The 25,938-nt window shown below is 66.1% G+C and carries 33 protein-coding genes and 1 riboswitch; of the genes, 15 read left to right on the plus strand and 18 right to left on the minus strand.

Features of this window, described 5'->3' with window-relative positions:
- Positions 1-39: 39 nt before the first annotated feature.
- The 6 genes from SAS01S_RS11805 (at position 40) to SAS01S_RS11830 (ending at position 5,338) form a co-directional block, all read left to right on the plus strand.
- Positions 40-1,428 (plus strand): UdgX family uracil-DNA binding protein, encoded by a 1,389-nt coding sequence (locus tag SAS01S_RS11805; RefSeq protein WP_066808148.1) that lies wholly within the window; start codon positions 40-42, stop codon positions 1,426-1,428.
- A 194-nt stretch (positions 1,429-1,622) separates the two neighbouring features.
- Positions 1,623-2,993, plus strand: a complete 1,371-nt coding sequence (locus tag SAS01S_RS11810) for an arylsulfotransferase family protein (RefSeq protein ID WP_066808150.1) — start codon at positions 1,623-1,625, stop codon at positions 2,991-2,993.
- On the plus strand, positions 2,990-3,223 hold the full coding sequence (locus tag SAS01S_RS11815) for a hypothetical protein (RefSeq protein WP_157082786.1): 234 nt from the start codon (positions 2,990-2,992) through the stop codon (positions 3,221-3,223). Before SAS01S_RS11810 ends, SAS01S_RS11815 begins: the two co-directional genes overlap by 4 nt.
- Complete coding sequence (locus SAS01S_RS22535; RefSeq protein WP_066808153.1) at positions 3,220-3,621, plus strand: hypothetical protein; 402 nt, start codon at positions 3,220-3,222, stop codon at positions 3,619-3,621. Before SAS01S_RS11815 ends, SAS01S_RS22535 begins: the two co-directional genes overlap by 4 nt.
- The gene (locus tag SAS01S_RS11825; RefSeq protein ID WP_066808155.1) at positions 3,572-4,627 is read left to right on the plus strand and encodes a sulfotransferase; all 1,056 of its coding nucleotides are present in this window, start codon (positions 3,572-3,574) and stop codon (positions 4,625-4,627) included. Before SAS01S_RS22535 ends, SAS01S_RS11825 begins: the two co-directional genes overlap by 50 nt.
- Before the next feature lie 60 nt (positions 4,628-4,687).
- Complete coding sequence (locus SAS01S_RS11830; protein WP_066808157.1) at positions 4,688-5,338, plus strand: DedA family protein; 651 nt, start codon at positions 4,688-4,690, stop codon at positions 5,336-5,338.
- On the opposite strand, the gene SAS01S_RS11835 is transcribed toward SAS01S_RS11830, so the two are convergent.
- Entirely contained in the window at positions 5,304-6,002 is a 699-nt protein-coding gene (locus tag SAS01S_RS11835; protein ID WP_066808160.1) for a DJ-1/PfpI family protein, read from the minus strand. The genes SAS01S_RS11830 and SAS01S_RS11835 overlap by 35 nt on opposite strands.
- A gap of 22 nt (positions 6,003-6,024) precedes the next feature.
- A riboswitch (ZMP/ZTP riboswitch) is annotated at positions 6,025-6,105 on the minus strand.
- 126 nt (positions 6,106-6,231) lie between these two features.
- On the opposite strand from SAS01S_RS11835, the gene SAS01S_RS11840 reads away from it, so the two are divergent.
- Positions 6,232-6,762: a hypothetical protein gene (locus tag SAS01S_RS11840; protein WP_066808162.1), complete on the plus strand. Its 531-nt coding sequence runs from the start codon at positions 6,232-6,234 to the stop codon at positions 6,760-6,762.
- Between the two features lie 80 nt (positions 6,763-6,842).
- On the opposite strand, the gene SAS01S_RS11845 is transcribed toward SAS01S_RS11840, so the two are convergent.
- From SAS01S_RS11845 to SAS01S_RS11900, 13 genes are all read right to left on the minus strand, one after another.
- Positions 6,843-8,225 carry a glycosyltransferase family protein gene (locus tag SAS01S_RS11845; protein ID WP_066808163.1) on the minus strand — a complete coding sequence of 461 codons (1,383 nt, stop codon included), beginning with the start codon at positions 8,223-8,225 and terminating at the stop codon, positions 6,843-6,845.
- 4 nt (positions 8,226-8,229) lie between these two features.
- Positions 8,230-8,382 carry a DUF2306 domain-containing protein gene (locus tag SAS01S_RS23335; protein WP_369405739.1) on the minus strand — a complete coding sequence of 51 codons (153 nt, stop codon included), beginning with the start codon at positions 8,380-8,382 and terminating at the stop codon, positions 8,230-8,232.
- Positions 8,379-8,738, minus strand: coding sequence for a DUF2306 domain-containing protein (locus SAS01S_RS11850; RefSeq protein WP_369405740.1), 360 nt, complete (start codon positions 8,736-8,738; stop codon positions 8,379-8,381). The genes SAS01S_RS23335 and SAS01S_RS11850 overlap by 4 nt, the downstream gene beginning before the upstream one ends.
- Positions 8,739-8,888: 150 nt before the next feature.
- A complete protein-coding gene (locus tag SAS01S_RS22980; protein ID WP_066808165.1) occupies positions 8,889-9,335 on the minus strand; it encodes a hypothetical protein in 447 nt (148 codons plus the stop codon).
- 25 nt (positions 9,336-9,360) lie between these two features.
- On the minus strand, positions 9,361-9,897 hold the full coding sequence (locus tag SAS01S_RS11860) for a demethoxyubiquinone hydroxylase family protein (protein WP_066808167.1): 537 nt from the start codon (positions 9,895-9,897) through the stop codon (positions 9,361-9,363).
- On the minus strand, positions 9,894-10,364 hold the full coding sequence (locus SAS01S_RS11865; RefSeq protein ID WP_066808169.1) for a disulfide bond formation protein B: 471 nt from the start codon (positions 10,362-10,364) through the stop codon (positions 9,894-9,896). Before SAS01S_RS11865 ends, SAS01S_RS11860 begins: the two co-directional genes overlap by 4 nt.
- 7 nt (positions 10,365-10,371) lie before the next feature.
- Complete coding sequence (locus SAS01S_RS11870; RefSeq protein ID WP_066808171.1) at positions 10,372-11,715, minus strand: S41 family peptidase; 1,344 nt, start codon at positions 11,713-11,715, stop codon at positions 10,372-10,374.
- A gap of 59 nt (positions 11,716-11,774) precedes the next feature.
- Positions 11,775-12,968: a murein hydrolase activator EnvC family protein gene (locus SAS01S_RS11875; RefSeq protein ID WP_066808173.1), complete on the minus strand. Its 1,194-nt coding sequence runs from the start codon at positions 12,966-12,968 to the stop codon at positions 11,775-11,777.
- A 4-nt stretch (positions 12,969-12,972) separates the two neighbouring features.
- Entirely contained in the window at positions 12,973-13,395 is a 423-nt protein-coding gene (locus SAS01S_RS11880; protein WP_066808175.1) for a 23S rRNA (pseudouridine(1915)-N(3))-methyltransferase RlmH, read from the minus strand.
- Positions 13,396-13,541: 146 nt separating this feature from the next.
- On the minus strand, positions 13,542-13,928 hold the full coding sequence (gene rsfS / locus SAS01S_RS11885) for a ribosome silencing factor (RefSeq protein WP_066808177.1): 387 nt from the start codon (positions 13,926-13,928) through the stop codon (positions 13,542-13,544).
- A gap of 8 nt (positions 13,929-13,936) precedes the next feature.
- A complete protein-coding gene (locus tag SAS01S_RS11890) occupies positions 13,937-14,575 on the minus strand; it encodes a nicotinate-nucleotide adenylyltransferase (RefSeq protein ID WP_066808179.1) in 639 nt (212 codons plus the stop codon).
- A 352-nt stretch (positions 14,576-14,927) separates the two neighbouring features.
- Positions 14,928-15,593 (minus strand): nitroreductase, encoded by a 666-nt coding sequence (locus tag SAS01S_RS11895; RefSeq protein WP_066808180.1) that lies wholly within the window; start codon positions 15,591-15,593, stop codon positions 14,928-14,930.
- Positions 15,594-15,683: 90 nt separating this feature from the next.
- Positions 15,684-16,136, minus strand: coding sequence for a hypothetical protein (locus SAS01S_RS11900; RefSeq protein ID WP_157082787.1), 453 nt, complete (start codon positions 16,134-16,136; stop codon positions 15,684-15,686).
- A 180-nt stretch (positions 16,137-16,316) separates the two neighbouring features.
- Here SAS01S_RS11900 and SAS01S_RS11905 point away from each other — a divergent pair, with 180 nt between their 5' ends.
- Positions 16,317-16,742 (plus strand): acyl-CoA thioesterase, encoded by a 426-nt coding sequence (locus SAS01S_RS11905; RefSeq protein ID WP_066808182.1) that lies wholly within the window; start codon positions 16,317-16,319, stop codon positions 16,740-16,742.
- Here the strand turns inward: SAS01S_RS11905 and SAS01S_RS11910 are convergent.
- The 3 genes from SAS01S_RS11910 to SAS01S_RS11920 all read right to left on the minus strand — a co-directional run bounded on the left by SAS01S_RS11910 (position 16,739) and on the right by SAS01S_RS11920 (position 19,656).
- Positions 16,739-17,230, minus strand: a complete 492-nt coding sequence (locus SAS01S_RS11910) for a GNAT family N-acetyltransferase (RefSeq protein WP_157082788.1) — start codon at positions 17,228-17,230, stop codon at positions 16,739-16,741. The genes SAS01S_RS11905 and SAS01S_RS11910 overlap by 4 nt on opposite strands.
- 5 nt (positions 17,231-17,235) lie before the next feature.
- Positions 17,236-18,018: a crotonase/enoyl-CoA hydratase family protein gene (locus tag SAS01S_RS11915; protein ID WP_066808183.1), complete on the minus strand. Its 783-nt coding sequence runs from the start codon at positions 18,016-18,018 to the stop codon at positions 17,236-17,238.
- A 96-nt stretch (positions 18,019-18,114) separates the two neighbouring features.
- Positions 18,115-19,656, minus strand: coding sequence for an acyl-CoA synthetase (locus SAS01S_RS11920; RefSeq protein WP_066808184.1), 1,542 nt, complete (start codon positions 19,654-19,656; stop codon positions 18,115-18,117).
- Between the two features lie 107 nt (positions 19,657-19,763).
- Here SAS01S_RS11920 and SAS01S_RS11925 point away from each other — a divergent pair, with 107 nt between their 5' ends.
- Together SAS01S_RS11925 and SAS01S_RS11930 are read left to right on the plus strand one after the other, a co-directional pair.
- On the plus strand, positions 19,764-20,198 hold the full coding sequence (locus SAS01S_RS11925) for a PaaI family thioesterase (protein ID WP_066808186.1): 435 nt from the start codon (positions 19,764-19,766) through the stop codon (positions 20,196-20,198).
- On the plus strand, positions 20,195-20,584 hold the full coding sequence (locus SAS01S_RS11930; protein ID WP_066808188.1) for a PaaI family thioesterase: 390 nt from the start codon (positions 20,195-20,197) through the stop codon (positions 20,582-20,584). Before SAS01S_RS11925 ends, SAS01S_RS11930 begins: the two co-directional genes overlap by 4 nt.
- A 257-nt stretch (positions 20,585-20,841) precedes the next feature.
- Here the strand turns inward: SAS01S_RS11930 and SAS01S_RS11935 are convergent, their stop codons facing one another.
- Entirely contained in the window at positions 20,842-22,086 is a 1,245-nt protein-coding gene (locus tag SAS01S_RS11935) for a PQQ-dependent sugar dehydrogenase (RefSeq protein WP_066808191.1), read from the minus strand.
- Between the two features lie 182 nt (positions 22,087-22,268).
- Between SAS01S_RS11935 and rimP the strand changes: the two genes are divergently transcribed.
- The 5 genes from rimP to SAS01S_RS11960 all read left to right on the plus strand — a co-directional run.
- The gene (rimP, locus tag SAS01S_RS11940) at positions 22,269-22,799 is read left to right on the plus strand and encodes a ribosome maturation protein RimP (protein ID WP_066808193.1); all 531 of its coding nucleotides are present in this window, start codon (positions 22,269-22,271) and stop codon (positions 22,797-22,799) included.
- Positions 22,799-24,412 (plus strand): transcription termination factor NusA, encoded by a 1,614-nt coding sequence (gene nusA / locus SAS01S_RS11945; RefSeq protein ID WP_066808195.1) that lies wholly within the window; start codon positions 22,799-22,801, stop codon positions 24,410-24,412. Before rimP ends, nusA begins: the two co-directional genes overlap by 1 nt.
- Positions 24,412-24,642 (plus strand): tautomerase family protein, encoded by a 231-nt coding sequence (locus SAS01S_RS11950; protein WP_066808197.1) that lies wholly within the window; start codon positions 24,412-24,414, stop codon positions 24,640-24,642. Before nusA ends, SAS01S_RS11950 begins: the two co-directional genes overlap by 1 nt.
- Positions 24,643-24,703: 61 nt before the next feature.
- Positions 24,704-25,495: a DUF448 domain-containing protein gene (locus SAS01S_RS11955; protein ID WP_439646839.1), complete on the plus strand. Its 792-nt coding sequence runs from the start codon at positions 24,704-24,706 to the stop codon at positions 25,493-25,495.
- Positions 25,492-25,938 (plus strand): translation initiation factor IF-2 associated domain-containing protein (locus SAS01S_RS11960; protein WP_174544958.1); only part of this gene is annotated, 447 nt, incomplete at its 3' end. The genes SAS01S_RS11955 and SAS01S_RS11960, both read left to right, overlap by 4 nt.

Consider the following 25,938-nt stretch of genomic DNA (forward strand, 5'->3'; position numbering starts at 1 on the left):
AGCGACCGCCACGACCGCCACGACCGCGCCGGTGCGCTGATGCGGATCGTCACGCTGGAGGCGGAAGACGATTTCGACGGCTGGCGCGACGCGGTGCGCGGCCTGGTGCTTGACCAGGTGCCGCCCGATCAAATGGTGTGGCAGGTCGGCGAGGACGACCCGGGCGAGTTGTTCGCCGGGGAGATGCCCGTGGTCCCCGTCGATCGCGGCGCGTTCTCGGTGCCGCGCGGCTTCATCGACCTTGCGCGCTCGGCGATCCTTCATGCCGACCGCCAGCGCTTTGCTTTGCTACACACCTTGCTCGACCGCGTGCTCCGCGAACCTGGGCTAATGGAGGACCAGGCCGATCCGCTGGTCCGCAAGATCGAGGGCATGGCGAAGGCGGTCCGCCGCGACATCCACAAGATGCGCGCGTTCGTGCGTTTCCGCGAGGCGCGTGATGATGGCGGGACGCGGTACATCGCCTGGTTCGAGCCCGAGCATCACATTGTCCGCGCCAATGCCGGCTTCTTCGTCGATCGGTTCGCGACGATGCGCTGGTCGATCCTGACTCCCGAGCTCTCGATCCATTGGGACGGCAAGCGCCTGACCCAGGGCCCCGGCGCGTCGAAGGCCGATGCGCCCGAGGGCGATCCGGTCGAGGTGGTGTGGAAGACCTATTATGCGTCGATCTTCAACCCGGCGCGGGTCAAGATCGGCGCGATGCTCAAGGAAATGCCGCGCAAATATTGGAAAAACATGCCGGAAACCGCGTTGGTACCCGAGTTGATCGCGGGGGCGCAGGCACGGGAGCAGGTGATGGTCGCGACAGCACGCGCGAAGACCGGAGACAATGTCGAGGCCGCCTGGGCGGCGCTCCGCGACGAGGCGATGCATTGCCGGCGCTGCGATCTCTACAAGCACGCGACCCAGACCGTGTTCGGCGAAGGCCCGATCGATGCCGATCTGGTCTTTGTCGGCGAACAGCCGGGCGACCAGGAGGATCTGGCGGGGAAGCCGTTCGTCGGCCCGGCCGGGCAAGTGTTCGACCGCGCGCTGGCGGAGGCGGGGATCGACCGCGCCCGCGTCTATGTCAGCAACGCGGTCAAGCATTTCAAATTCGAACTGCGCGGCAAACGCCGCATCCATTCCAAGCCCGATGCGGGCGAGATCACCGCCTGCCGCTGGTGGATCGAGCAGGAACTTGCACTATTGAAGCCGCGCGTGACGGTGGCGCTGGGCGCAACCGCGGCGCGGTCCTTGTTCGGCAAGACGGTAACGATCAGCCGCGAACGCGGCCGGCCGCACGACCTGCCCGAGATCGGGGAGGCCTGGATCACCGTCCATCCCAGCTTCCTGCTTCGGCTGCCCGACGAGGAAGCGCGGCACGCGGAATTCGCCAAATTCGTCCACGATCTCAAGGCTGTTGCCAACCGCCTTGACCGTTGATCGCGACTATTGCCGGCGCGTTACCGCTGCGCCCGGTGCCGCAACTCCATCGCAACACAAGCGCAAGCAAGGGGCAATGATCCTGTCCCAGTGACAAACTTATGCGACAAATCGCGCTTAGCCCGGCCGCAGCGCGACGAAGGGGACGACATGACGGCTGGCGGCGGCCGGGATTCAGAGCGAGCGGGGTGCTGATGGCCCGCGACGAGAACGCCGTCGAAGAGCGGCGGGAGATACCGTTGCTCGCGCGCCGGGTGCCGGTCTGGATGCTCGTCCTCGTCTTCAACCTGTCGCTGATCCTGGTCGTCGCGGTAGCGGCGCTCGCGCGCAGCGCGGAGAAGCATGGCGCGCTGGGTGTCGCGGCAGCGCAGATCGCGGAGATACCCGACACGATCGGCGATTGGTGGAAAGGCGCCGCGCCGTTCGCCACGCCGCCTTACGAAAAGCTCCCCGGCGGGTTCCAGCGCAATCCCGCGCGGTCTTTCATCGATCCCGGTTATGCGCTGATCACTCCTTATGACACCAAGCGCGGTCGCGCGACGGTTCAGCTGATCCGCTTATCCGACGGTAGGATGGTCAAGGAATGGCTGCCCGACGTCGCCGCGATCAACGCACACTCGCGTTTCCATTCGGCGATCGTCGACCTCTATCGCGATAAGAGCGTCGATCGCATGCGGCCGATGCATCCGATGCTGCTCGCCAATGGTGATCTGTTGATCCACGACAACACGCCCTTGTCGCGGATCGACGGCTGCGGGCGGCCGCGTTGGGTGATCGACGGCATATTCCACCATTCGCTCGAACGCGCCGCCGACGGCACGCTGTGGATTCCCTATCGGCTGACGCGATCCAACGTTCCCGGTGTCGGCGCCAAATTCGCCGATGAGGCGCTGGCGCAGGTCGACGAGAAAGGTCGGCTGATCCGTGTCGAGCGATTGATCGACATCCTCGATCGCAACGATCTCGGCGGGCTGTGGCGCGGCCGGCCCTATGAAGAGGACCCGTTCCACCTCAACGATATCGAGCCGGTGCTGACATCGGGTCCTTACTGGCAACAGGGGGACGTCATCCTGTCGCTTCGCAACATGTCGCTGATCGCGCTTTATCGCCCGTCGACCGGCCGCATCCTGTGGACGCGCGCGGGGCCGTGGTCGGCGCAGCATGACGTCTCGATCCTCGACGATCATCGCATCATGGTGTTCGACAATCACGTGCGCTGGGGCGTGGCGGGGCGCCGCGTCGACGGCAATAGCCGTTTGCTGATCTACGATCTGGCGACTGACAAGGTGAGTTCGCCGCTGGCCACCACCTTCGCGGTGCGCGGCATCACCACCGCGACCCAGGGGCGCGCCACGCCGCTGTCGAACGGCGACGTGATGGTCGAGGAGACCGAGCGCGGCCAGTTGATGCGTATCGCCCCCGACGGCAGCCTGCGCTGGCGCTACGTCTCCGCCGATTCCTCCGGCCGTCGCTTGTGGCTGAGCTGGAGCCGCTATCTCGACCCCAGTGATCCCGGGGTCCTCTCCGCCGTCAAGACGGCCACTGCCAGGGAGCAATGCACATGACCCCCCACCGCATCTCCGCGCTGACCGGCGCAATCCTGCTGACGATGATCCCGGCGATCGCCCAGGCCTATAGCGGCCCCGGCGTCGGGCTCGGCGCGATCGGCGTGGTGCTCGGCATCCTGGGTTCGGTGTTCCTGATGACCGTTTCGCTGGTCTGGTACCCGGTCAAGCGACTGATCCGCGGCCTGCGCCAGCGCCCAGCGGCGCCGCCGCGCGACAGCAAGGCATGACCGGGGCGATCGCGCCGATCTTGCTGCTGCTCGCCGCGATCGCCGTGGCGGGCGAACTCGCGCGCCGGCTGCGCATCGTGCCGCGCTTCGCCAGCCTTGCCGCGCTCGGCCGTCGCGCCGGCGCCGTGCTTGCCCGGCGCGGCGTGTCCGATCATCTGAAGGAGCGCGCGACGCGCATCCTGGCCGGCCGCATGATGGCATCGTCGCTGACCGCAGGGGCGATCCTGGTGCTGGTGATTGCGCCCGTCGTCCTGCTGCTGCTGGTCGACGGGACGGTGCCGCTCGGCGTGCGCGCCGCCTTTTTCGACTGGCAAGAGCGTCTCCTCATCCTTTTCGTGAGTCTGATCTATGTCATCGCCCGATGGCGTCTCGGCCGGCGGCGGCTACAGCCGCGCTGACCGTCTGCTCCACCGCCTGGCGATGAACCCGGCGGTGCTCGACCTCTCGTTCGACCTCGAGCGCGCACGCTATGGCGCCGTCGCCCGCGCGCGCGACGGCGGCGCGCCGGTATTCGTCACCGGGCTGGCGCGCGCCGGCACCACGATCCTGCTCCGTTTGCTCCACGACAGCGGTCAATTCGCCTCGCTCACTTATCGCGACATGCCGTTCCCGCTCGCGCCCAACAGCTGGCAGAAAATGAGCAGGCGCTCGCGCCACGACGTCGCGGCGCAGGAGCGCGGCCATGGCGACGGCATCGCGCACGACCTAGACAGCCCGGAGGCGATCGAGGAAGTGTTCTGGCGCAGCACCGAGGGCAAACGCTACATCACGCGCAGCCACGTCCATCCGCACGAGCCGCTGCCCGACAGCGTCGACGCGTTCCGAGATCTCGTCGCCTTGGTGCGCCACCGCTATGATCGCCCGCGCTATCTGTCGAAGAACAACGCCAACGTGCTGCGCCTGGGCGGCATTGTCGCGGCCTTCCCCGACGCGGTGCTGATCCATCCGTTTCGCGATCCCTTGCAACAAGCGGCGTCGCTGCTCAGTCAGCATCGCCGCTCAGTCGCGCTCGGCCGGGCCGATCCGTTCCGCGCGAGCTATATGCGTTGGCTCGGCCATTACGAATTCGGTCGCAGCCACCGGCCGCCTTTAATCCCCGGCGCTCCCGCTTCGAGCGAGCCGACCGACCGGATCGATTACTGGCTGGCGATCTGGCGTGCGGTGCACCGCTTGTTGCTCGACCAGCCGGGCGAGGTGAGGGCGCGGCAAGTGTTCGTCGATTACGACGCGTTGTGCGCCCAGCCGGCCGCCGGCGTTGCGCGCATTGCCGCCGCGACGGGTGTGGCGCTGGGCTCGGGCGATGGTCTGCGGCCGCCGTCGGCACATGCGGTAGAGGGCGTGAGCGGCGACCTGTTGGCCGAGGCGCGCGCGATCCATAGCCAGTTGGTTGCGCGCGCCCGATAAGGCTGTCGCTCCCGATTGCCGATTGACCCCAAACGGCCATTCTGCGCATCGGTCGGTCCCATGATCGAGAAAATCCTGGGCTGGCTCGCCGGCATCATTATCGCCGTGATCTCGACCGGCGGCTATCTGGGCATCGTGCTGCTGATGGCGATCGAGAGCGCGTGCATTCCGCTGCCGTCCGAAATCATCATGCCGTTCGCCGGCTATCTCGTCTCGACCGGTCGGTTCGACCTCTATCTCGCCGCGACCGCGGGCGCGATCGGCTGCAACCTCGGCTCGATCGTCGCCTATGAGATCGGCAAGCGCGGCGGCCGACCGCTCGCGCTCAAATGGGGCAAGTACGTGCTGGTCGGCCCTGGCGAGATCGATGCCGCCGACCGCTTCTTTGCGCGCTACGGATCGATCGCGGTGCTGATCGGGCGGCTGTTGCCGGTGATCCGCTCGTTCATCGCCTTTCCCGCAGGGGTCGCGCGGATGCGGCTGGTGCCGTTCCACATCTATACCTTCCTCGGCTCGTGGCCGTGGTGCTTCGGGCTCGCCTGGGTCGGCATGAAACTGGGCAAGGCTTGGAACAGCGACCCGCGGCTGAAAGCGGCGTTCCACTCGGCCGATGTGGTCATCGCGGCACTGTTGGTCGCGGTAGTCGCTTTCTATCTGTGGCACCGCCTGCGCGGCGTCAGAAAAAACCGAGCCGCGCCGCCGCAGCCCTGAACTGGGCCTCACGGTCGGGCGCGAGTTGCGCCACCCGCCGCTGATAGGTCGCGACCAGTTCGGGGCCCGCTTTCTCGGGTGACCCCGCATCGAACGGCGGCGCGGGGTCATATTCCAGGCTTAGCTGCACCGCCTTGGCGAAGTCCGGACCGCGCACTTCGGCCATCAAGGTCAGCGCGAAGTCGATCCCCGCGGTCACGCCGCCGCCGGTCACCCGGTTGCGGTCGATGACGACGCGCTCGGGCACCATCTCCGCCCCGAACATGGCGAGATAGTCGCGCCACGACCAATGCGTCGCCGCGCGATAGCCGTTGAGCAGCCCCGCCGCGCCCAGGATCAGCGACCCGGTGCAAACGCTCGTTACCCAGTTCGCTTCGGCTCCGACCGCGCGCACCCAGGCCATCGCCTCGTCGTCGGCGATCACCTCGGTCACCCCCATTCCGCCGGGGACGCACAGGATGTCGGCGCGCGGCACCTGGGCGAAAGTCGCGGTCGGCATGATCGCGAACCCGGCATCGGTCGTAACCGGATCGCGATCCTTCCACACCAGATCGAGCGTCACATTGCCCAGCCGCGACAGCACTTGCGCCGGCCCGGTCAGATCGAGCTGGGTGACGTTGGGGAATAGCAGGAAGGCGACAGAGATCGGCGGAATGCTGGCCATGACACGGGACTCCTCTCGATTGCGGGAATGCCCAGGCGAGCGGCGGTAGTTCGGCTACGCTCCCATGTGGTGCCCCACGGTTTCGCCAGTCACGCAGCGGGGCGGAGTGTATCGGCGGCGAGCGGGCAGGCCAAGCCTTCCTAATGTGGGTTGGTACGAATGAGCGGAACATGAGCTGAGCGGCGGGGGTTTGGGCAATTCGGCCGCTCTGGCCCTGTAGGAGAGTAATATGAACCCGAACATCGTTTCCGCCGTCTTCGACAACCGTGCGGACGCCGAGCGTGCCGTGAGCGAATTGCGCCGAGTAGGGGTAAGCGACGCCGCGATCTCGATCGTCGCGCAGCAGGATGGCAAGCACACCGAAACCGACGGAAGCGGCGCCGAAGAGACCACCGACTTCGTTGGCAAGGTCGCCGCCGGTGCGGGCATCGGTACGTTGCTCGGCATCGCCGCGCTCGCGATTCCTGGCGTCGGGCCACTGGTCGCCGCAGGCGCCATTGCCTCGTCGGCGATTCCGGGTGCCGCCATCACCGGCGCCGCTATCGGTGGCGCAGCCGGCGGGCTGACCAAGGTGCTCGGCGATCATGGTGTCGGCCACGAAGATGCGGCCTATTACGAGGATCGCGTGAACAACGGCGGCGTGTTCGTGTCGGTCGACAATAGCGACGGCACGACGTCCGCCGAAACGATCCGCGACGTGCTGGACAATGCGGGGGGCCATAATTCGACCCGCCCGCGGACTGCCACGGCCGCCCTCTGACAAGAACGGCGGAGGGCTCACCGTCCTCCGCCACCCTCTGACCGGGCAAAGGTCGCGTTTCCGTATTCGTACAGCGCCGGTTATCGTTTGGTAGGTCGTCGGGCCAGCATTAGCCCTGTCAGCAGTAACACCGGCACCAAATACGCAACCACCCCGGCGGCGGGACTCCACCCCAGAAAATCGCTCGGCAGCGTCCTCAGTTCTCCCCTCTGCCAATTGGTCAGGATCGGATCGGCCAGCGGAAAGCGATAGGTATCCGGCGTGGTGATGTTCGCCGCTGCGATCATCAGGTTGATGACCATCGACACTAGCAATAGCGCGACGGTCAATGCGCGTTCCCACGTGAACCGCAGCCGCGCCCAGAACGGCGCCAGGCCGATCGCGATCAGGCCGATCGCCGGAACCGAATGGCGCGGGCCGGTCGAGTGGCCGCCGTCCCAATAGACATAGGCCGAATTGACCAGCAGCACGGTGAGCGCCGCTGCCGCCAGCATCACCGCCAGCTCACGATGCTTCCTGCCGAGTAACCACAATCCGACAAAGGCCGGGATCAGCACCGGCGCCACCCACAGCAATCCCCGTCGCATACCGACCAGGATCTTGAGCAGCGCCATCGGCTTGGGGGTGGTCAGGCCGAACAGCCCCTGATCCATGCCGGCGAAGCCGACTACGCCCTGATAGCCGAGCCGAAATGGCGTGCCGAACGCGATCAAATTGTAGGTCATGAACGGCACTAACAGCGTTACAAGTCCAGCGACCGCCGCTGCCGCCACCGCGCGCCGATCAGCCCGCCACAGCCGCAACGCTCCCCAGATCGCGATCACCGACCCCGCCAGCGCCGCCTCGAACTCGATCAGCACCGCCAGCCCCAGCGCCGCGCCGCCGATCGCTGCGAAGCGCATCGCCCGGCCCTCGCTCGCGCGCCACAATGCCCATACCGCGATGACGAACAGCCCCGCCACCGGCGCGTGTCCGAACAAGGTCGTCGACCAGCCCCAGACCGGCGTCCCCAGCGCAAAACCCAGGCTCGCGACCAGCGCGCCGCTCGCGCTTCCTGTCAGCCGATAGCCGAGATCGTGCATCGCCAGCGCTGCCAGCGCGGTGATGACCGCGCTCACCATCGCCACTGCCAGCCGCAGCCGCACGGTCATGTAATGTTCGAAGCTCGCGTCGTAGATCGTCGGCGGGACATATTCGAGCGGCCGCCCGACATGGTCGGCGATCGCCATCGCGGGCAGCGACAACAGGGTCATCCCCGGCGCCTTGTCCATGTAGAAATGGCCGCCGAACTCGGCCTTGTCGATCGTCAGCGCCTGGTAGGCGTCGATCCGCGCATCGCCACGCTCGACCAGCGCGATGCCCGCATAGATCCGTGTCGCATTATTGGGATTGAGCGCCCACGACCCGAACCACACGCACGACAGCCAGACCAGCGCGAACAGCAGCAACCGCGTCCGCGCCATTGCCTCAGCCGAACAACCAGCCGCCAAGCAGCCGGAACGGCGGCAAGGTGAAGAACCCCGCGATCAGCAACGCGCCGGTCACCAGCCCGCGCACCGTCGCGCGATGCCGCGCCACCTGATGCGCGCGCGCGGTCAGCCAGACGCGCGGCGCCATCACCAGCGTGAAGATCGACAGGATATGGATGACGCTGAAATGGCCGGGGTTGATCGTCTTGACAGGCTGAGCGCGGCGGTAGCGACCATCGCCGTCACCCAGATCTTGCCGAGTAGGCGGTGGGCCTTGGTGCCGCGCGGCCGCAACAGCATCCAGGGCGTCAGTATGAGCGCGATCAGTACCGTGACCAAATGTGCCCAGACCACGCCGGGGACCTGGGGCCATTGCGCCATGCCCCGCGCCAGTGCGACGACGACGGCCGCGAGCAACAGCGTCGCCGCGGCGGATAACGCCTTGTCGTACCAATTGGGAGCGAGCGAGCCGACCTTCGCATCGGCTTTCAGGAATAAGGTTGCCATTGTGTCCCCTGCTGATGCAGAGGGACCCTAGGGTCGAGGGCGATTAGATGGAAGCCCAACCGGTTCTCCTGCGAAAGCAGGAGCCTAGGGCCGCAAGCTTTTCCCGTCGTAACCCTGGGCTCCTGCTTCAGCAGGAGCGCTGGGCGGGGCCTATTTCCCCTCTTCCTCGGCCGCCTTGCGGTCCTTGTTGATCAGCTTGTTTTCCCGGAACTGCTGTTGCGAGCAACCGAGCGATCCGCCCGGCCCGATCGCCGAGCACGAGCCGATCCCTGAGGCGCCGGTATTGAGCGTGCCCTGCGCGCGCATCGCCCAGCTCTCGTTCTGCGGGGTGACCTTGAAGTCGCGCAATTCCTTGGGGACGCGAAATTGTTCGGCGGCGTCGCGGCGCGTGCAGACGACGATCTCGTTGCCGTCGCGGTCGGTCGGGCATTTCTCGTTGCCATAGAGCACCAGAACGCCGTTGACCGGCGCGTTGCGAGACACCTGGCCGGGCGTGGTCGGCTTGGGCGGCGGGGGCACGCCGGGACCCGCGACTTGTGCGGTCGCAGGCATCGCGATCATGGTCGCGGCCAACAGGCCCGGGGCAATGTTACGCATCCTCGTCTCCTCCTCCCGCCAACGCCTAGAAGCGCTTGGCGGTTTCGATCGCTACTCGGCAGCCGAGCCGGATCAGCGCCGACATAAGCGGATAGGCTGGGGCCGATTCGGCACCGTGCGCCAGCGCGGTCTCGCGATGCTCGACCTCCTCGGCCTGGAATTCCGCGATCGCCGCCGACAATGCGGGATCGCTATCGCCCAATTGCTGAAGCTGTTCTGAATAATGTTTGTCGATCTCGGTTTCGACCGCCGCGGTGCAGGCCATCGCGGCTTCGGGGCCGATCGCCGCGGTCGCCGCGCCGAGCGCGAAACCGGCGACCGTCCAGAATGGCTGGAGCAAGGTCGGGCGCACCCCTCGATCGGCGATCATCTTGTCGAAGAACGCGCGATGGCGTTCCTCTTGCCGCGCCATGCCGGCGATCTCGCGCGCGGCCGGCGTGCGGTCGCCCATGATCGCCAGCTGACCGGCATAGATGCGCGTCGCACCATATTCGCCGGCCTGGTCGACCCGAATCATCGAGTCGGTCCGCGGCTTGGGGTCGCCGGGGCGCCAACGGCTCATGCCGCACGGCTCCGGCGAGTCAGCAGGGCCAGGATGACCAAGGCGCCGCCCAGTGAGACGATCGCGTTGAACCCCGCCAGCGAAATCCCGGCAAAGGTCCATTGCGGCGCGTCGCAGCGCACCACCGGCGCATTCATGATCGCGCTCAACGTGTCGCCGCTGCTGCTGAAGGTCGAGGTACACGGGGTGAACCCCTGCCACCAATGATATTCGACGCCGGCATGCGCGACGCCGATCGCACCGCTGACCGCGATCGCGATCGCCGCCAGCGCGACCAGCGGCCGCTGCGGCATGCCCGGCACGAACGCCAGCAAGGCGATCGGCAATGCGGCATAATGCGGCCATCGCTGCCAATGGCACATCTCGCATGGGTAAAGGTGTCCGATCAGCTGGAACCCCCAGGCACCGGCAAGCAACGCCGTGGGGATGAGCAATGCCAGCGCACGGGCCTTTTGCAGCGAGGTCATGACGGTCTCAGCGCTTGTTCGGCGTCGCCGCCGCGGTGGTCACGGCGGGCACCTTGGACAGCCGCCCGATCGTCTGCAGCGCGTACCACAATTGGAAGTCGGTCACGCCCTTCTTCTTCAGCTCATCGGGCGTCGCGGCGAAGCGCGGATCGGTCTTGGTATCTTCTTCCAGGATGGCGTTGTCGGCCTTGACCTCGTTGACCAGATGCTTGCGCAGATCGGCCTCGCGGAAGATCGGGCGCGATTTGTAATCGGGGTCCGAAATCTGCGGTACCGCAATGTCGGGGCGGATGCCGCCTTCCTGCACCGATCGGCCCGACGGCGTATAGTAACGCGCGGTGGTCAGGCGGAGCGCGCTATTCTCATCGAGTTGGAGGAGGGTCTGGACCGATCCCTTGCCGAAACTGCGCTCGCCCATGATCAGCGCGCGGTGATGATCCTGCAGCGCGCCGGCGACGATCTCGGATGCCGATGCGGTACCGGCGTTGGTCAACACGATCACCGGCAGGCCCGTCGCGAGATCTCCCGGCTTGGCGTAATAACGCTCGATATCCGCGGCGTCGCGGCCGCGCTGGCTGACGATCTCGCCATAGGACAGGAACGCGTCGGACACTTCGATCGCCTGGCTCAGCAACCCGCCGCCATTGTCGCGCAGGTCGACGACATAGCCGAGCGGCTTGTGGCCCAGCGACTTGTCGACGCTGGAGATCGCCGAGCGGACGTCGGCGCCGGTATTTTCGGAGAAGGTGTTGATGTTGATATAGCCGATGCCGTCGCGGACTTCCCATTTGACCGGCTTCTGGACGATGATCTCGCGGACCAGGCTGACATCGATCGGCTTGTCGCGGCCCGGCCGGACCAGGGTCAGCGCAATCTTGGTGCCGGGCTTGCCGCGCATCGAAGTGATCGCCTGGTCGAGCGTTTCGCCGAAGATCAGCTGCCCGTCGATATGGGTGATGTAATCGCCGGCCTTGATCCCGGCACGGAAGGCCGGCGTATCTTCCTGCGGCGCGATGACCTTGACCGCGCCGTCCTGCATCGTGACCGACAGACCCAGGCCGCCATAATTGCCCTCGGTCAGGATCTTCATGTTCTGAAAATCGACCGCGTCCATATAGGACGAATGCGGGTCGAGACTGTTGAGCATGCCGTCGATCGCGCCGCGGATCAGCGTCTTGTCGTCGACCTTGTCGACATACGACTTCTTGACCTGGTTGAAGACCTCCATGAACCGGTCGATCTCGCGATAGGTGTCGCCGTCGGATGCCGCCATCGCCGCGGTGGCGGTAGGGACGAGGGCGATGGCGCCGGCGATGGCGGTCGCCTGGAGCCAGGTAAAAGCACGGGCCATGGGGTTATTGCGTTCCGATCTTGCTCAACGTGAATGTCATGTAGCGGTATTCGATCGGCCTAGCCAGTCAGCGCCACCGGATCGATGGGACGGCCCTTGCGGCGCAGTTCGGCGGTGACCTGGCGGTCTTCGCCTTGGGGCGCCGCGCCGAGCAGCGCGCCTTGCCCGACGCGCTGGCCGGCGGTGACCGACAAGGTGCCGAGCCCGATCAATACCGTGCTCCAGCCGCCGCCATGGTCGATCACGACGATCCGGCCGTAATCGCGGAACGGGCCGGCGAATAAGACCTTGCCCGCAGCAGGCGCGGCGATATCGGCCCCGCCCGGCACTGCCCAGGTCAACCCGCGCGACGTGACGCCGGCGTCGGCCGACACCTCGCCGAACCCGGTGACCAGCTTGCCGGTGACCGGCACGCGATAGGGCGCAGTGCCGCCGGTCCACGACAAGGGCGGGTCGGTCGCCTCGCCGGGGCGCGGCAACGGCCCTGACAGCGCCGCCAGCGCGCGTGCGGTGGTCGCGCCGTCCGTCGTCTCCTGCATGTTGTCGACCAGGTCGCGGGCACGTTCGCCCAGGCCGATCGCGCGGTCGCTCTCGGCCAGCGCGGAGCGACTGAGATCCTGCGACTTCAGGCGATGCTCCGCCTCCAGTCGCGCCAGCGCGATGCGGTTGGTCTCGAGCCGGCGGCGCCCTTCGGTCAGGCTGTGCGCGGCGAGCGCGGCGTCGGCGCGTAGCCGGCGGGTATTGTTCAGATCGGCGCGCAGCCCTGCGGTGCGCGCGCGTACCAGCGGCAGCGTGCTGCCGATCACCGCGCGGACATGGACGAGGTCGCCGACCGACCCCGGCTGCATCACGCTGACCGCGTCGGGGCGCTGCGCCAGCGAACAGAGCGCGGCGATCAGTCTTGCAATCGGGCCTTGTTGCGCCGCCAGCCGCGCCTGCTGGTCGCCGAGCAGCCGATCGACCAACGTCACCCGCGCGCTCGCCGCGGCGATATCGGCCTGGGCCTGCTGGATCCGCGCGCCCATCGCCTCTTCCTCGGCGCGCGCCTTGGCGGCTTCATTCTGTTCTGCCTTGGCCGCGGCGTCGAGCTTGGCGGCACGCTCGGCGGCGGCGGCCGATTGTGCTCGTGCGGCGAGCAGTCGGCGCTGCTGGTCGGCCAGATCGGATTGTGCCGGATCGGATTGGGCATTGCCTTGGCTCGCGGCGAACGCGGCGGCGATCGGGAGCAGGGCAAGTGTCCAGGCGGCGCGCATCGCGCTAACCTTCGCGATGATAGGGGTGGTTGGCAAGGATCGAGCTGGCGCGCCACAATTGCTCGGCCAGCATCGCGCGCGCCAGCATGTGCGGCCAGGTCAGCCGGCCGAACGATACCAGCCAGTCGGCGGCCTTGCGCTCCTCTGCCGAAAACCCGTCGGCCGCGCCGATCAGGAAGCGGATTTCGCGCACGCCGTCGTCGCGCCACTTGCCGATCTTGTCGGCGAACGCGATCGATCCGGGCGTCTCGCCGGTCTCGTCGAGCATGACGATGCGCGTCTGCGGTTCGATTGCCGGCATCTTTCCGCCGGTATCGGGCAATTCGGTCACCCGCGTGGGGAAGCTGACGCGCTTGAGGTAGCGGTCGACCAACTCCGCCTCGGGACTCCGCCCGATCCGTCCCCGCGCGACGATGTGGAGGAGCATAGTTCAATCCCCTCCCGTCATGCCGGCCTTGTGCCGGCATCCGCCGCGCAACAACGGAAGGCGGCAATGGTGGATAGGCAGACCCGGCACAAGGCCGGGGTGACGAGAAAAGGTAAGAACGGCTTACGCCGCAAGTCATCGCCTTGTCAGTGCGACGAGCCCGACGGTCCATCCCCGAACGCCCACATCCGCTCGAGATTGTAGAAGGTCCGAACCTCAGGCCGGAACAAATGGATGATCACGTCGCCGGCGTCGATCAGCACCCAGTCGGCGGTCGGCAGGCCTTCGATCCGCGGGCCGCGGCCGGTTTCGGCCTTGATCCGTTCGGCGAGCTTCTGCGCCATCGACGCGACCTGGCGCGTCGACCGGCCGCTCGCGATCACCATATGGTCGGCGATCGACGATTTGCCGGCGAGCGGGATCGAGATGGTGTCGACCGCCTGGTCGTCATCGAGGCTGGACAGGACAAGCTGGTGCAACGCCTCGGCCCCTTGGGGGTCGGACGAGCGGTACGCATGCGGGTTAGTGGCCAATGTGGGTCCTATGGTGCGGAGGAAGGAGGATCGGTGTCGTGCGATCGACGAAGAAAACGACGCTGCCAGGCCGGATCGGCCAAACGCAGCCGGGTGGCTGAGGTGGAATCAGGGCGGAAACGAAGCAGCACGAGGGCTGGCAATCTCCACGTCGTCCAGTTCTTCGCCTGGTGTACGGGCCGGAAAAAGCGCCGCAACCAACCCATAGCGGGCACCGCCTGGGCAGCATGATCATAGCCCGGCCGCGCGACAACCGCAATCGGGATCGATTTCGCTATATGGCGCCAACCCTTCCACTGGTCGAAATTGATCAGATTGTCCTCACCCATCAACCAGATGAAGTCGATTCGCGAATAGAGTTGCTGCAGCTTGGACAGGGTATCGACCGTGTAGCGCGTACCCAGCCGCTGCTCGATCGCGGTCACCCGAATCGGCGCGTGCCCCGCCATGGCGCGCGCCGAGGCGAAGCGCACCGCGAACGGCGCCATGTCGGTCGCCTTGTCCTTCAACGGATTGCCGGGCGACACCATCCACCAGACTTCGTCGAGCCCCAGCGCCTTGATTGCCGCCAGGCTGATCGCCCGATGCCCCGAATGCGCCGGGTTGAACGACCCACCCAATAGCCCGACGCGTAATGCTCCCGCCATCAGCGGGCTGCCCTCCTCAATTGTTTCCAGCGCCCGACGTCGGCAATCATTTGGCTATGGGTAAGGAACTCGCCGCGCCTGATCGCGCGCTCTCCCTCGCGCAGTGCCTCCAGGAGATTCGACGCCCCCAAACTGGACGGGGCGATTGGGCGATCGGTCATGCCGCATCTGTGAACGGATGACGTCAGCCGGGCAAGGGCATTCGCTGGCGCCGCGATCGGTTAGCCGAGCTCTCCCCTCCCGCTTGCGGGAGGGGAACATAGTCTCGCAGCATTTTCCAAGACGCAAAGTGAGGAACGTATAGCCGGCATCGCGTAGCCCAGCGGCGCAGCGCCGCGGCACCATTTCCCCCCTATTCCCTAAAGCTCAGCCACTCCCCTTCCGGCGCGCGCTCGGTGCGCAGGCGGTTGGCGGGCTCTTCCTTGTCCTCATATCCGATCGCCATGCCGCAGAAGAGCATGCGGTCGGCCGGCGTGGCGAGGAAGCGCTCGATCGTCTCCGGATACATCGCCCAGCATTCCTGCGGACAGGTCGCCAACCCCGCCTCGACCGCGAGCAGCATCACGTTCTGCAGGTACATGCCGAGGTCCGACCATTGCGGCGGGCCCATCCGGCGGTCAACCGTGCAGAACAACGCCGCGGGGGCGCCGAAGAATTGGAAGTTGCGCGCGAACCACATTCGCCTCGCCGTCTTGTCCTCGCGCGGAATGCCGACATGGCGGTACATCGCCTCGCCGACCGCGAAGGTCCGCGCGCGATAGGGCGCGACGAACTCCCTGGGATAGATGTCATAGCCGGGCGTCTCGGTCTCGCCCGCCATCAGTTTGGCCGTCATGATCGCCTTCAGCCCGGCCAGGCTGTCGCCGGCGACGAGATCGACGTGCCAGGGCTGGATATTACCGCCGCTTGCCGCGCGTGAGGCCTTCACGGCGATGTCGTGGAGCAGTGTCGGGTCGACCGGGGTATCGAGGAAGCCGCGCACCGACCGGCGGGCCGCGATGGCATCGGAGACGTTCATGCCGGCTACCCTTGCCTCACGCGCACGGATCGGCAAGCGGGATCATAGGGCAATGCCCCGGATGACACGCGCCACCCGAGGCCAAGCCGATTATTTCGCCATCACGATTTCGGACCACAGGCCGTCGTCGATAAAGGTGCGGTACTTCTCGTACCCCGCCACCGCGATCTTACCGTCTTCCTCGCTAAACTTGGCGACGATTTCCTTTTCGATCATCTGGTCGCGTGCCTTATCGGGCTCGAGCATCGCGGCGCTGGTGAAATGGGTCATGATCAGGACGCTCGGCGCGCCCTTGTTATAGCCGTTGCGGACGAGGAATTTGTAGGAGTCGATGACTCCATGCGCCTTCATCACTTCGAACCCGGGAACCTGCGATTTGCGCAGGCCGGTCAGATAGTCGTCGACGTGATTGGGATCGACTTCGATGGCGTTGATTTCCCACACGCCCTTTTGTGGCATGTAATCAGTATATTGCTTGGATATAGCGACAGTTGCGGCAAGGCAAGCGGCGCCTACCGCCACCAAAATCATGGCACGACTCATGGTAACCTCCCCTGTGTTAATTGTAAGAGGAAAGTCTCATTCGAAATCGGACGCAACCAAAATCGTTCCGCACCGGCAATAGATTGAAAATAACCAACCTGATCGACATATTATCTATGCGCTAAGTTATACCGGGGCGAGGGACTCGACTTGTCCACAACGGGTCGGCAAGGACGAACTATGCCTCGCCCTGCACCTTGGCGGCTCGATCCGGCCGCTTATCCGCACCACGATGTCATCCAGACTCGCTTTCAGGATCTCGACGTGCTCGGCCATATCAATAACGTCGCTTGGGCGGCGTTGTTCGAGACCGCGCGGGTGCGGTTCTATCACACGCTCAGCAAAATCGGGCCGGGGCGCAACCGCGGCCTCGTCGCCAATGTCGAGATCAATTACCTTGGCGAGGGCAATTTTCCTGCCGAGATGACGATCGCCAGTGGGATCGGACGGCTCGGCACGCGATCGTGGCAGACGCTAAGCCTCGCACTACAGGACGGCAAACCGCTCGTCACGTGCGACGTGACGATCGTCAGCACCGGGGTCGACCGCACCGACCCGGCATTTCGCGCCGAGATCGAGAAATGGCCGGTGCGCGAGCCGGCTTAAATCAGGTCATAGCGCCGCGAAATCCGGTCGACCGGTGTACCATCGGCGAGCGGGACAGCGCGCGCGACCGCGTAATCGACGAACCCCATCCGCGCGTAGAAGGTCAATCCGCCGGAGTTATCGGCTCGGATCGTCGCGTTGATCGTCTTCAATCCGGCCGCGGTCGCTGCGTCCTTGGTAGCGGCGAACAGCGCCGATCCGATTCCACGCGCGGTCGATCCGCGGCGCGCGAACGTGCCGATATCACCCCAGCCGGGCCCGAGCTTGCCGCTGGCGAGCAGGATCTGAAAGCCCATCGGGCGGCCGTCCTCGTCCTCGGCGATGATGCTGGTGATCACGGCCGGCCCGTCGATATGGGCGTCGGCGAACGCCTCAGGCGTGAACGGGGTCTCATAGGCGGTGGTGCCGCCCGCTGCGATGATCTCGTTGAGCAGATCGGCGAGCGCCGGTGCGTCGGTGCGCACCGTCGGGCGGACACGCAGTTCCATCGCAATCAGTCCTGAAACACCGCGGCCCGCTTCTGCATATTGGCGGCGACCGCTTCCATCATGTTGGGCTTGCCGATCACCTTGACCTGCTCCTCGGTCTCGGCGGCGAGCATCGTCAGCGGATCGGCATCGTGCATCATGTTGAGCAGGCGCTTGTCGCCACGGATCGCATGCGGGCTGCGGCCGGCGATCTGACGCGCCAGGTCCATCGCCGCGCTGAGGGGATCGTCGGCGAGGCGCGTGACGAAGCCGTGGGCCAGGGCTTCCTGGGCATCGAACTCGCGTGCGGTATAGACCAGCTCGCGCAGCACATCGTCGCGGACCAGGCTGCGCCACAAGGGGAAGCCGGCCATGTCGGGGACCAGGCCCCAATACGTCTCCCGGATGGCGAAACGCGCGGTCGGCGCGGCGATACGGATGTCGGCGCCCGACATGATCTGAAACCCGCCGCCGAACGCGACGCCATGGACTGCCGCGATCACCGGCATCGGCAGGTTGCGCCAGCCCCATGCCACATGCTGCGGCAGGATCGCACCCTGGTCGTTGCGCTCGCGCGACGACAGGCCGGATCCGCCCGCCTGCATGCTCGTCATGTCGAGCCCGGCACAGAAGGCTCGCCCTTCACCCGACAGCACGACGCAGCGGACGTCGGTTCGCCCCGCGAGCGAATCGATCGCCGCGCCGATGCCTTCGAACATCGCCGGGTCGATCGCGTTCATCTTGTCGGGTCGGGCGAGCCGGACGTCGGCGATCTGGTCGGCAATGGTGATGGTGACGCGGTCGTTCATGTTCCACTCTCCAAGTGCTCCTGCGAAAGCAGGAGCCTAGGGCCGCAGGCCCTGTCCTTTGTTACCTGGGTTCCTGCTTTCGCAGGAGCACATGACCTAGACGATCCTGCTTCCGCTCTCGCCCCAATAGCGGTCGCGGAGCAAGCGTTTGTAGAGTTTGCCGGTGGGGTGACGCGGCAATTCGGCAGTGAAGTCGATCTGGCGCGGCGTCTTCACCCCCGACAATTCGGCGCGGCACCAGGCGGTCAGTTCCTCGGCCAGAGCAGGGCCGGCATCGGCCATGTCCGCAGGCTGGACCACCGCGATCACGCGCTCGCCCATATCGGGGTCGGGGCCGCCAATCACCGCGACGTCGGCGACCTTGGGATGGGTGATGATGCGATTCTCTATCTCCTGTGGATAGATGTTCACCCCGCCCGAGATGATCATGAAGCTTTTGCGATCGGTCAGGTAGAGGAAGCCTTCCTCATCAAGACGCCCGATATCGCCTAGCGTCGTCCAGCCCCTGGCGTTCGACGCCTCGGCGGTCTTGGCCGGATCGTTATGATAGGCGAATTGTCCGCCGCCCTCGAAATAGATCAGGCCTTCGCTTCCCGCCGGCAATTCCTCGCCATCCTCGCCGCAGATACGCGCGATGCCGTAGGCCGGCTTGCCGACCGAGCCCTTGTGCGCGAGCCATTGCTCCGACGTGATCGAGGTGAAACCATTGCCTTCCGATCCGGCATAATATTCGTAGATCACTGGTCCCCACCAGCCGATCATCGCTTCCTTGACCGGGACCGGGCAGGGTGCCGCGGCGTGGATCGCGGCCTTCATGCTCGACACGTCGTGCGCCAGCCGATCGGTTTCGGGCAGCTTGAGCATGCGGACGAAATGGGTCGGGACCCATTGGCTGGCATTGACGCGATATTTCTCGATCAGCGCGAGCGCGGCAACGGGATCGAAATGCTGCATCATGATTACCGTGCCGCCGAGCCGGTGGACGGTCATGCACCAGCGCAGCGGCGCGGCATGATACATCGGCGCCGGGCTGAGATAGATCGTATCGGGGCCGAAGCCGTAGAGTCCCTGGGCGAGCATCGCTAGGACGTTGACCGCGGCGATGTCGGTATCCTCGGGCAAGGCGACGCGAACGCCTTTGGGTCGGCCGGTAGTGCCCGACGAATAGAGCATGTCGATCCCGGCGCGCTGGTCGGCGATCGGCGTGTCCGGTTGTGACGATAACGCCTCTTCGAGGCTGTTCCAGCCGGTCGCCGCGCCGCCCAGCATCAGCCGGTCGAGATCGGGGATCAGCGCGGCGAGCGGCTCGGCAATGGCGGCGAGCGCGGCCGAGGCGACAACCAATTTCGCGCCCGAATCGCGGACGATATACTCGGCCTCGGGCGCCGTCAGTTTGGACGAGATGCAGACGTAGAACAGCCCGGCGCGCTGCGCGCCCCAGGTTAGCGCGAAATATTCCGGCACATTGTCCATGAAGATAGCGACGGTGTCGCCGATCGGCAGGCCGCGCCCGCGGAACAACTGGGCGACGCGGTTCGACCGACGATCGAGCTCGGCATAGCTCCACGTCTCGCCGGTTTCGGCGACGATCAGCGCCGGTTTGCCGGCGTCGGTTCGCGCATGGACGCTGGGATGCATCCGCCCCTCCTTACATCATTGTCAGCAAGGCTAGCCGTTCGCCGTAGCAAGGCAAGAGCGCGCGTACCCGGTTGCGCCAAGCGGCGGCGCGTGTAGGGCAATGGGCAATGAGTGAGGGCTTTCAGTTCGACCCCGCGCGGTTCCTCAACAGCCGGCTGGGACATGGCGGCGCGATCGGCATCGGCTATCGCGCGCACGGGCCCGATTGGGCCGAACTCGAATTGCCTTATGACGAGCGGCTGATCGGCAATGTCGATACCGGCGTGATCGCCTCGGGCCCGATCCTGTCGATGATGGACATGGCGACCAGCCTCGGCGTGTGGCTGCGCGCCGACGCGTTTGTCGCCCATGCGACGCTCGACTTGCGGGTCGATTATCTGCGGCCGGCGACACCGGGCAAGGCCGTGATCGGGCGCGGCGAATGTTACCGGCTGACGCGATCGATCGCGTTCGTGCGCGGCCAGGCGCATGACGGCGATCCGGACGATCCGCTGGCGCATGTCGCCGGCACGTTCATGGCGCCCGACGGCTATCCGCGATGATCGACCGGCTTCCCCCTTATGCGCAGCTCCTGGGGCTGACCGCCGAACGCGACGGCGACGGTGCGCCGGTGCTGGTGATGCCGTTCGGCAATCATGTGCTGGGCCGCCCGGGATTCCTACATGGCGGGGCGATCAGCGGCTTGATGGAGATGGCGGCGATCGTCGCCTTGTACGACGCCTTGGCGGACGAAGGCGGGGGCGAGGTCAAGCCGGTCAACGTGACGGTCGATTTCATGCGCGGCGGTCGCGACAAACCGACTCGCTCGCGCGGTATCGTCACCCGGCTGGGCACGCGTGTCGCCAATGTTGAGGCGACCGCGTGGCAGGACGACCCCGCCAAGCCGATCGCCGCGGCGCGGATGAACTATCTGATCGTGCGGCGGTGACAGAACACGTGTTGCGCTGCCCTCTCCCGCAAGCGGGTGCACCGGGTCGGTCATGCCCCCGGCATGACCTGAACAGCGCGGGCGCTGTTCACCCGGCGCAGGTTGGGTGAGGGTCTTCTTTCTTCTTTCAGCGGATACCAAGACAGAAGAAGTAAGAAGACCCTCACCTTCCCACCGCTTCGCGGCGGGCCCCTTCCTCCCCCGCGTGCGGGAGAGGAAATATCCGCTCTTCTCGAAACAGCGATGGTGAGCTCCGCTCACCCCTTCGGCGTCAGCCGCAGCAAGCGGCCGCCCGATCCCTTCTCGCCATCTTCGAGCAGCCAGATCGATCCGTCGGGCGCCTGCGCGATGTCGCGCAACCTCGCCTGGAAATCCCAGAAGTCGGCCGGATGCGCCTTGTCCCCGGCAAGGGTCACATGCGCCAGCCCCGGAGTCGACATCGTGCCGATCAGGAGCGAGCCCTTGAGCGCCGGGAACATGTCGCCCGAATAATAGATCATGCCGGCCGGCGAGACCGACGGGTTCCACCACAATTTGGGCGCCTCGAAATCCGGGCGGCTGGGATGATCGGGAATCGGCTGGCCCGAATAATTGTCGCCATTGGAGACGATCGGCCAACCGTAATTCTTGCCCGGCAGGATCAGGTTGAGCTCGTCGCCGCCGCGCGGACCCATTTCGTCCTCCCACAATTTTCCGTCGGGAGCGAAGACCAGACCATAAGGGTTACGGTGCCCGCTGGTCCAGGTCGTCGCCTCGATCCCACCCTTGTCGTACATCGGATTGCCCGGCGCCGCCTTTCCGTCGAGCGTCAGCCGCAGGATCTTGCCGAGCGCCTGTTTGGGATCCTGTGCCGGGGTGAAGCGCTGGCGCTCGCCCGAGGTCAGGAACAGATTTTGCCCGTCGGGTGAGAAGGTGATGACCGACCCGAACTGGCCGCCTGGGCCGGATGAGCCCGAGCGCCAGATCACCGAGAGGTCGGCGAGCCTCTTGCCGGCAATGTCGAGCGTCGCGCGGGCAAGCGCCAGCGCGCTGCCGCCCGGACCCGGCTCTGCGTAGCTCAGATAGATGTGGTGGCTGGCGGCATAATCGGGCGCGATCGCGACATCGAGCAGGCCGCCCTGCCCGCCCGCCACGACCTTGGGCACGCCGTTGATGGTCACGACGCCGCCGTCTGTCCGGCGCAGCTTGAGCGCGCCCCCTTTCTCGGTGACGAGCAGACCCTGGTCGCCGGGCAGGAATGCCATCGCGAACGGCTCGTCAAACTCGCCGATCTTCGCGACCGCGAACGGGGGCTGGGTGAGCGGTAAATTGGCGCGGCCGGTCGCCGCCGGGATATTCTTGATCTCGGGTTCGAGCGGCGAATCATCGGGCAGATCGGTGATCGGGGCGGCTTGGGCGTTGCCGGTGATAGCGGGGCTGCCGGTGTCTTTGCCGGCGGTATCGGGGGGCGCCGAGCAGGCCATGGCGAACAGGGCGGTCGACAACATCGCAAGACGGATCATCGGGCATCTCCGGGGAGGGGGGAGAGCGATGCTGGCACAACGTCTCGCGGATCGCCAGGGTTGCCCGCTTGCCACGGCGCGCTGACCGGCCTATATCATTGGCCAATCTCTACATCGCCAGGTGAAGAGGTCGGAGGGCTCCCGCTCCCCGGCGCCCAACCTGCTTGTTTCACGGACACCCCATGGCGGACATCGCCCGACTGACGCAATTGATCGAGCCAGAGGCCCAGGCCCTTGGCTTCGATCTGGTGCGCGTGAAGATGTTCGGGGGCAAGGACGACCTCACGTTGCAGGTAATGGCCGAGCGGCCGGACACGGGTCAGCTGACGATCGACGATTGCGCCGACCTGTCGCGCCGGATCTCCGACAAGTTCGACGAGGTCGATCCGATCGAAGACGCCTATCGCCTCGAAGTATCGTCGCCTGGAATCGATCGGCCGCTGACGCGGCTCAAGGATTTCGCCAATTGGATCGGGCAAGAGGCGCGCATCCACCTGACCGCGCCGGTCGATGGCCGCAAGCAACTCACCGGCGATCTCGCCGGGGTGGACGGCGACCGCATCACGATCGATGTAAAGAAGCATCAGCCGATGACGATCGGCTTCGATCAGGTCGCCGATGCGAAATTGCTGATCACCGACAAACTAATTGCCGCAACCGCGCCGCTGTCGAGCGACGGCGCAGAAGAATTCGAGACAGAGGAAAGTAACTGATGGCCACCGCCGTTACCGCCAACCGGGCCGAACTGATCGCGATCGCAAACTCGGTCGCGACCGAAAAGATGATCGACCGCGGCATCGTGATCGAGGCGATGGAAGACGCCATCCAGCGCGCCGCCCGCGCGCGCTACGGCGCCGAGAATGACATCCGCGCCAAGCTCGACCCGAATACCGGCGACCTGCGCTTGTGGCGCGTCGTCGAAGTGGTCGAGGCGGTCGACGATTATTTCAAGCAGGTCGATTTGAAGGGCGCGCAGAAGCTGCAGAAGGACGCCAAGGTCGGCGACTTCATCGTCGATCCGCTGCCCCCGATCGAATTCGGCCGCATCGCCGCCCAGGCCGCCAAGCAGGTCATCTTCCAGAAGGTCCGCGACGCCGAGCGCGAGCGCCAGTTCGAAGAGTTCAAGGACCGCATGGGCGAGATCATCACCGGCGTGGTCAAGCGCGTCGAGTTCGGTCACGTCGTCGTCGATCTGGGCCGCGCCGAGGGCGTCATCCGCCGCGACCAGCAAATCCCGCGCGAAGTGGTACGCGTCAACGACCGCATCCGCTCGCTGATCCTCAATGTCCGCCGCGAGAATCGCGGGCCGCAGATTTTCCTGAGCCGCGCGCACCCCGACTTCATGAAGAAGCTGTTCGCGCAGGAAGTGCCCGAAATCTATGACGGCATCATCGAGATCAAGGCTGCGGCCCGCGATCCGGGGTCGCGCGCCAAGATCGGCGTGATCAGCCACGACTCCAGCATCGACCCGGTCGGCGCCTGCGTCGGCATGAAGGGCAGCCGCGTTCAGGCGGTGGTCCAGGAAATGCAGGGCGAGAAGATCGACATCATTCCCTGGTCCGAGGACACCGCGACCTTCGTCGTCAACGCGCTGCAGCCGGCATCGGTCAGCCGCGTCGTGATCGACGAGGAAGAGGACCGGATCGAAGTGGTGGTGCCGGACGACCAGCTCAGCCTGGCGATCGGTCGCCGCGGCCAGAACGTCCGCCTCGCTAGCCAGCTGACCGCCAAGGCGATCGACATCCTGACCGAGGCCGATGCCAGCGAGAAGCGCCAGCGCGAGTTCGTCGAGCGGTCGGAAATGTTCCAGAACGAGCTCGACGTCGACGAGACCTTGGCCCAGCTGCTGGTCGCCGAGGGCTTCGGCGCGCTCGAGGAAGTGGCTTATGTCGACCTCGCCGAACTCGCCGCGATCGAAGGCTTTGACGACGATCTCGGCCAGGAGCTGCAGAGCCGCGCGCAGGAAGCGCTCGATCGCCGCGAACAGGCCAATCGCGAGGAGCGCAAGGCGCTCGGCGTCGAGGATGCGCTCGCCGGCATGCCCTACATGACCGAAGCGATGCTGGTCACGCTCGGCAAGGCTGGGATCAAGACGCTCGACGATCTCGCCGATCTCGCCACCGACGAACTGGTCGAGAAGAAGCGCCAGGAACCGCGCCGCCGCGCCGAGGACGCGCCCAAGCGTCCCGAGCATAAGGGTGGCGTGCTGGCCGAATATGGCCTGACGGATGAGCAGGGTAATGAGATCATCATGGCCGCCCGCGCGCATTGGTTCGAGGACGAACCCGCCGCGGAAGGCGAAGCGGCGGAGGGTGAAGAAGCCTGATGCCGTTCGTCTCGATCCGCATCTCGGGCACCGCCACGAAGGACCAGAAGTCCGGAATCGTGGCGGACGTCACCCAGTCGCTCGTCGAGCGGCTGGGAAAGAACCCGGCTGCGGTGCAGATCGTGATCGAGGAGGTTTCGACCGAGAATTATGGCGCCGGCGGCATCCTGATCGCCGATCGCGATGCCCCCAAAAGCGAGGGAGACGCGCATGCGGTCCCCTCGCAATGATAACGCCAACGTAGGCAAGCGGCGTAACCCCAGCCACTCCCCTTCGGGAGAGGGGCAAGAGGTGGAGCAGCAACAGTCGACGCTCGATGCCTCGGCCGATGCTGCGGTTACAGGCGACTCTCCTATTCCGAAGGGGAAGGGCTCCAGCGACCCCATCCGCCGCTGCATCCTGTCGGGCGACCGGGAGCCGCGCGGCGAGTTGATCCGGCTGGCGCTCGGGCCCGAGGGTCAGGTGCTGCCCGACATCCGGGCCAAGGCGCCGGGCCGCGGGGCGTGGATCGGGGTGACGCAAAGCGAACTCGACGCGGCCAATGCCAAGGGCAAGCTGCGCGGCGCACTGGCGCGGGCATTCAAGTCGAACGACCTGACGATCCCCGCCGATTTGGGCACGCTGATCGCGGACCAGTTGCAGCGCGCGTTCCTCGACCGGCTCGGCCTCGAATCGAAGGCGGGCAAGATCGTCAACGGCACGGAACGTGTGGAGAAGGCGGCGCGATCGGGCCAAGTCCGGCTGTTGCTCCATGCCTCCGATGCCGGCAGCGACGGCGCGCGCAAGCTCGCTCAGGCGTGGCGGGTCGGGCGCGATCGCGAAGGATCGGGCGAAGAGGGCTTGGCACTTCCTCTCCCGCGCACCATATTGTCCTTGGCGCTAGGCCGCGAAAATGTGGTACATATCGCCGTGACCGACCCCGCTGCCGCGGTCCGCGTGCGTGACGCGCTCGACCGCTGGCGGCATTTTATCGGCCCTGATTTGACTACCGAGCCTTGCGAAACGGCCTCGCAGGGCGCATCGGCGCTTTCCGCTACAGGAAGCGCTGGCGGCTCGGCCGAGAACGACGAGGATATTGAGTGAGCGATACCGACAACGACAAGCCGAAACTCGGAATGCGCCAGCCATTGGGGCTGAAGCGCACGGTCGAGACCGGCAAGGTGAAGCAAAGCTTCAGCCACGGGCGCTCGAACACCGTCGTGGTCGAGGTCAAGCGCCGTCGCGTGCTCGGCCCGAATGCCGGCGGCCCTGCCGAGGCGCCGGTCGTCGAGGAAGCACAAGCGCCGACCCCGGCGCCCGCCCCCGCGGCCCCGGTCGCTCGTACGCCCGCGGCGCCGCAGCTGTCGGCGCAGGAGCGCCAGACGCAATTGCTGCGCGAAGCCGAAGAACAGCGCATGGGCGCGCTGGAGGAGGCGCGCCGCCGTGAGGACGCGCAGCGTCAGGCCGCGGTCGAGGACGAAAAACGCCGCGTCGAAGAAAAGGGCAAGGTGGTCGCGCCGCCGCCGGCACCGGCCGAGGTGCCCGCC

The sequence above is a fragment of the Sphingomonas asaccharolytica NBRC 15499 genome (genome assembly GCF_001598355.1).
Taxonomy (GTDB): domain Bacteria; phylum Pseudomonadota; class Alphaproteobacteria; order Sphingomonadales; family Sphingomonadaceae; genus Sphingomonas; species Sphingomonas asaccharolytica.

Bases quoted from the DNA above. Each gene is read 5' to 3' on its own strand.
- SAS01S_RS11805 (WP_066808148.1), top strand. From the start codon at position 40: ATGCGGATCGTCACGCTGGAGGCGGAAGACGATTTCGACGGCTGGCGC.
- SAS01S_RS11810 (WP_066808150.1), top strand. From the start codon at position 1,623: ATGGCCCGCGACGAGAACGCCGTCGAAGAGCGGCGGGAGATACCGTTG.
- SAS01S_RS11815 (WP_157082786.1), top strand. From the start codon at position 2,990: ATGACCCCCCACCGCATCTCCGCGCTGACCGGCGCAATCCTGCTGACG.
- SAS01S_RS22535 (WP_066808153.1), top strand. From the start codon at position 3,220: ATGACCGGGGCGATCGCGCCGATCTTGCTGCTGCTCGCCGCGATCGCC.
- SAS01S_RS11825 (WP_066808155.1), top strand. From the start codon at position 3,572: ATGTCATCGCCCGATGGCGTCTCGGCCGGCGGCGGCTACAGCCGCGCT.
- SAS01S_RS11830 (WP_066808157.1), top strand. From the start codon at position 4,688: ATGATCGAGAAAATCCTGGGCTGGCTCGCCGGCATCATTATCGCCGTG.
- SAS01S_RS11835 (WP_066808160.1), bottom strand. From the start codon at position 6,002: ATGGCCAGCATTCCGCCGATCTCTGTCGCCTTCCTGCTATTCCCCAAC.
- SAS01S_RS11840 (WP_066808162.1), top strand. From the start codon at position 6,232: ATGAACCCGAACATCGTTTCCGCCGTCTTCGACAACCGTGCGGACGCC.
- SAS01S_RS11845 (WP_066808163.1), bottom strand. From the start codon at position 8,225: ATGGCGCGGACGCGGTTGCTGCTGTTCGCGCTGGTCTGGCTGTCGTGC.
- SAS01S_RS11850 (WP_369405740.1), bottom strand. From the start codon at position 8,738: ATGGCAACCTTATTCCTGAAAGCCGATGCGAAGGTCGGCTCGCTCGCT.
- SAS01S_RS22980 (WP_066808165.1), bottom strand. From the start codon at position 9,335: ATGCGTAACATTGCCCCGGGCCTGTTGGCCGCGACCATGATCGCGATG.
- SAS01S_RS11860 (WP_066808167.1), bottom strand. From the start codon at position 9,897: ATGAGCCGTTGGCGCCCCGGCGACCCCAAGCCGCGGACCGACTCGATG.
- SAS01S_RS11865 (WP_066808169.1), bottom strand. From the start codon at position 10,364: ATGACCTCGCTGCAAAAGGCCCGTGCGCTGGCATTGCTCATCCCCACG.
- SAS01S_RS11870 (WP_066808171.1), bottom strand. From the start codon at position 11,715: ATGGCCCGTGCTTTTACCTGGCTCCAGGCGACCGCCATCGCCGGCGCC.
- SAS01S_RS11875 (WP_066808173.1), bottom strand. From the start codon at position 12,968: ATGCGCGCCGCCTGGACACTTGCCCTGCTCCCGATCGCCGCCGCGTTC.
- SAS01S_RS11880 (WP_066808175.1), bottom strand. From the start codon at position 13,395: ATGCTCCTCCACATCGTCGCGCGGGGACGGATCGGGCGGAGTCCCGAG.
- SAS01S_RS11890 (WP_066808179.1), bottom strand. From the start codon at position 14,575: ATGGCGGGAGCATTACGCGTCGGGCTATTGGGTGGGTCGTTCAACCCG.
- SAS01S_RS11895 (WP_066808180.1), bottom strand. From the start codon at position 15,593: ATGAACGTCTCCGATGCCATCGCGGCCCGCCGGTCGGTGCGCGGCTTC.
- SAS01S_RS11900 (WP_157082787.1), bottom strand. From the start codon at position 16,136: ATGAGTCGTGCCATGATTTTGGTGGCGGTAGGCGCCGCTTGCCTTGCC.
- SAS01S_RS11905 (WP_066808182.1), top strand. From the start codon at position 16,317: ATGCCTCGCCCTGCACCTTGGCGGCTCGATCCGGCCGCTTATCCGCAC.
- SAS01S_RS11910 (WP_157082788.1), bottom strand. From the start codon at position 17,230: ATGGAACTGCGTGTCCGCCCGACGGTGCGCACCGACGCACCGGCGCTC.
- SAS01S_RS11915 (WP_066808183.1), bottom strand. From the start codon at position 18,018: ATGAACGACCGCGTCACCATCACCATTGCCGACCAGATCGCCGACGTC.
- SAS01S_RS11920 (WP_066808184.1), bottom strand. From the start codon at position 19,656: ATGCATCCCAGCGTCCATGCGCGAACCGACGCCGGCAAACCGGCGCTG.
- SAS01S_RS11925 (WP_066808186.1), top strand. From the start codon at position 19,764: ATGAGTGAGGGCTTTCAGTTCGACCCCGCGCGGTTCCTCAACAGCCGG.
- SAS01S_RS11930 (WP_066808188.1), top strand. From the start codon at position 20,195: ATGATCGACCGGCTTCCCCCTTATGCGCAGCTCCTGGGGCTGACCGCC.
- SAS01S_RS11935 (WP_066808191.1), bottom strand. From the start codon at position 22,086: ATGATCCGTCTTGCGATGTTGTCGACCGCCCTGTTCGCCATGGCCTGC.
- rimP (WP_066808193.1), top strand. From the start codon at position 22,269: ATGGCGGACATCGCCCGACTGACGCAATTGATCGAGCCAGAGGCCCAG.
- nusA (WP_066808195.1), top strand. From the start codon at position 22,799: ATGGCCACCGCCGTTACCGCCAACCGGGCCGAACTGATCGCGATCGCA.
- SAS01S_RS11950 (WP_066808197.1), top strand. From the start codon at position 24,412: ATGCCGTTCGTCTCGATCCGCATCTCGGGCACCGCCACGAAGGACCAG.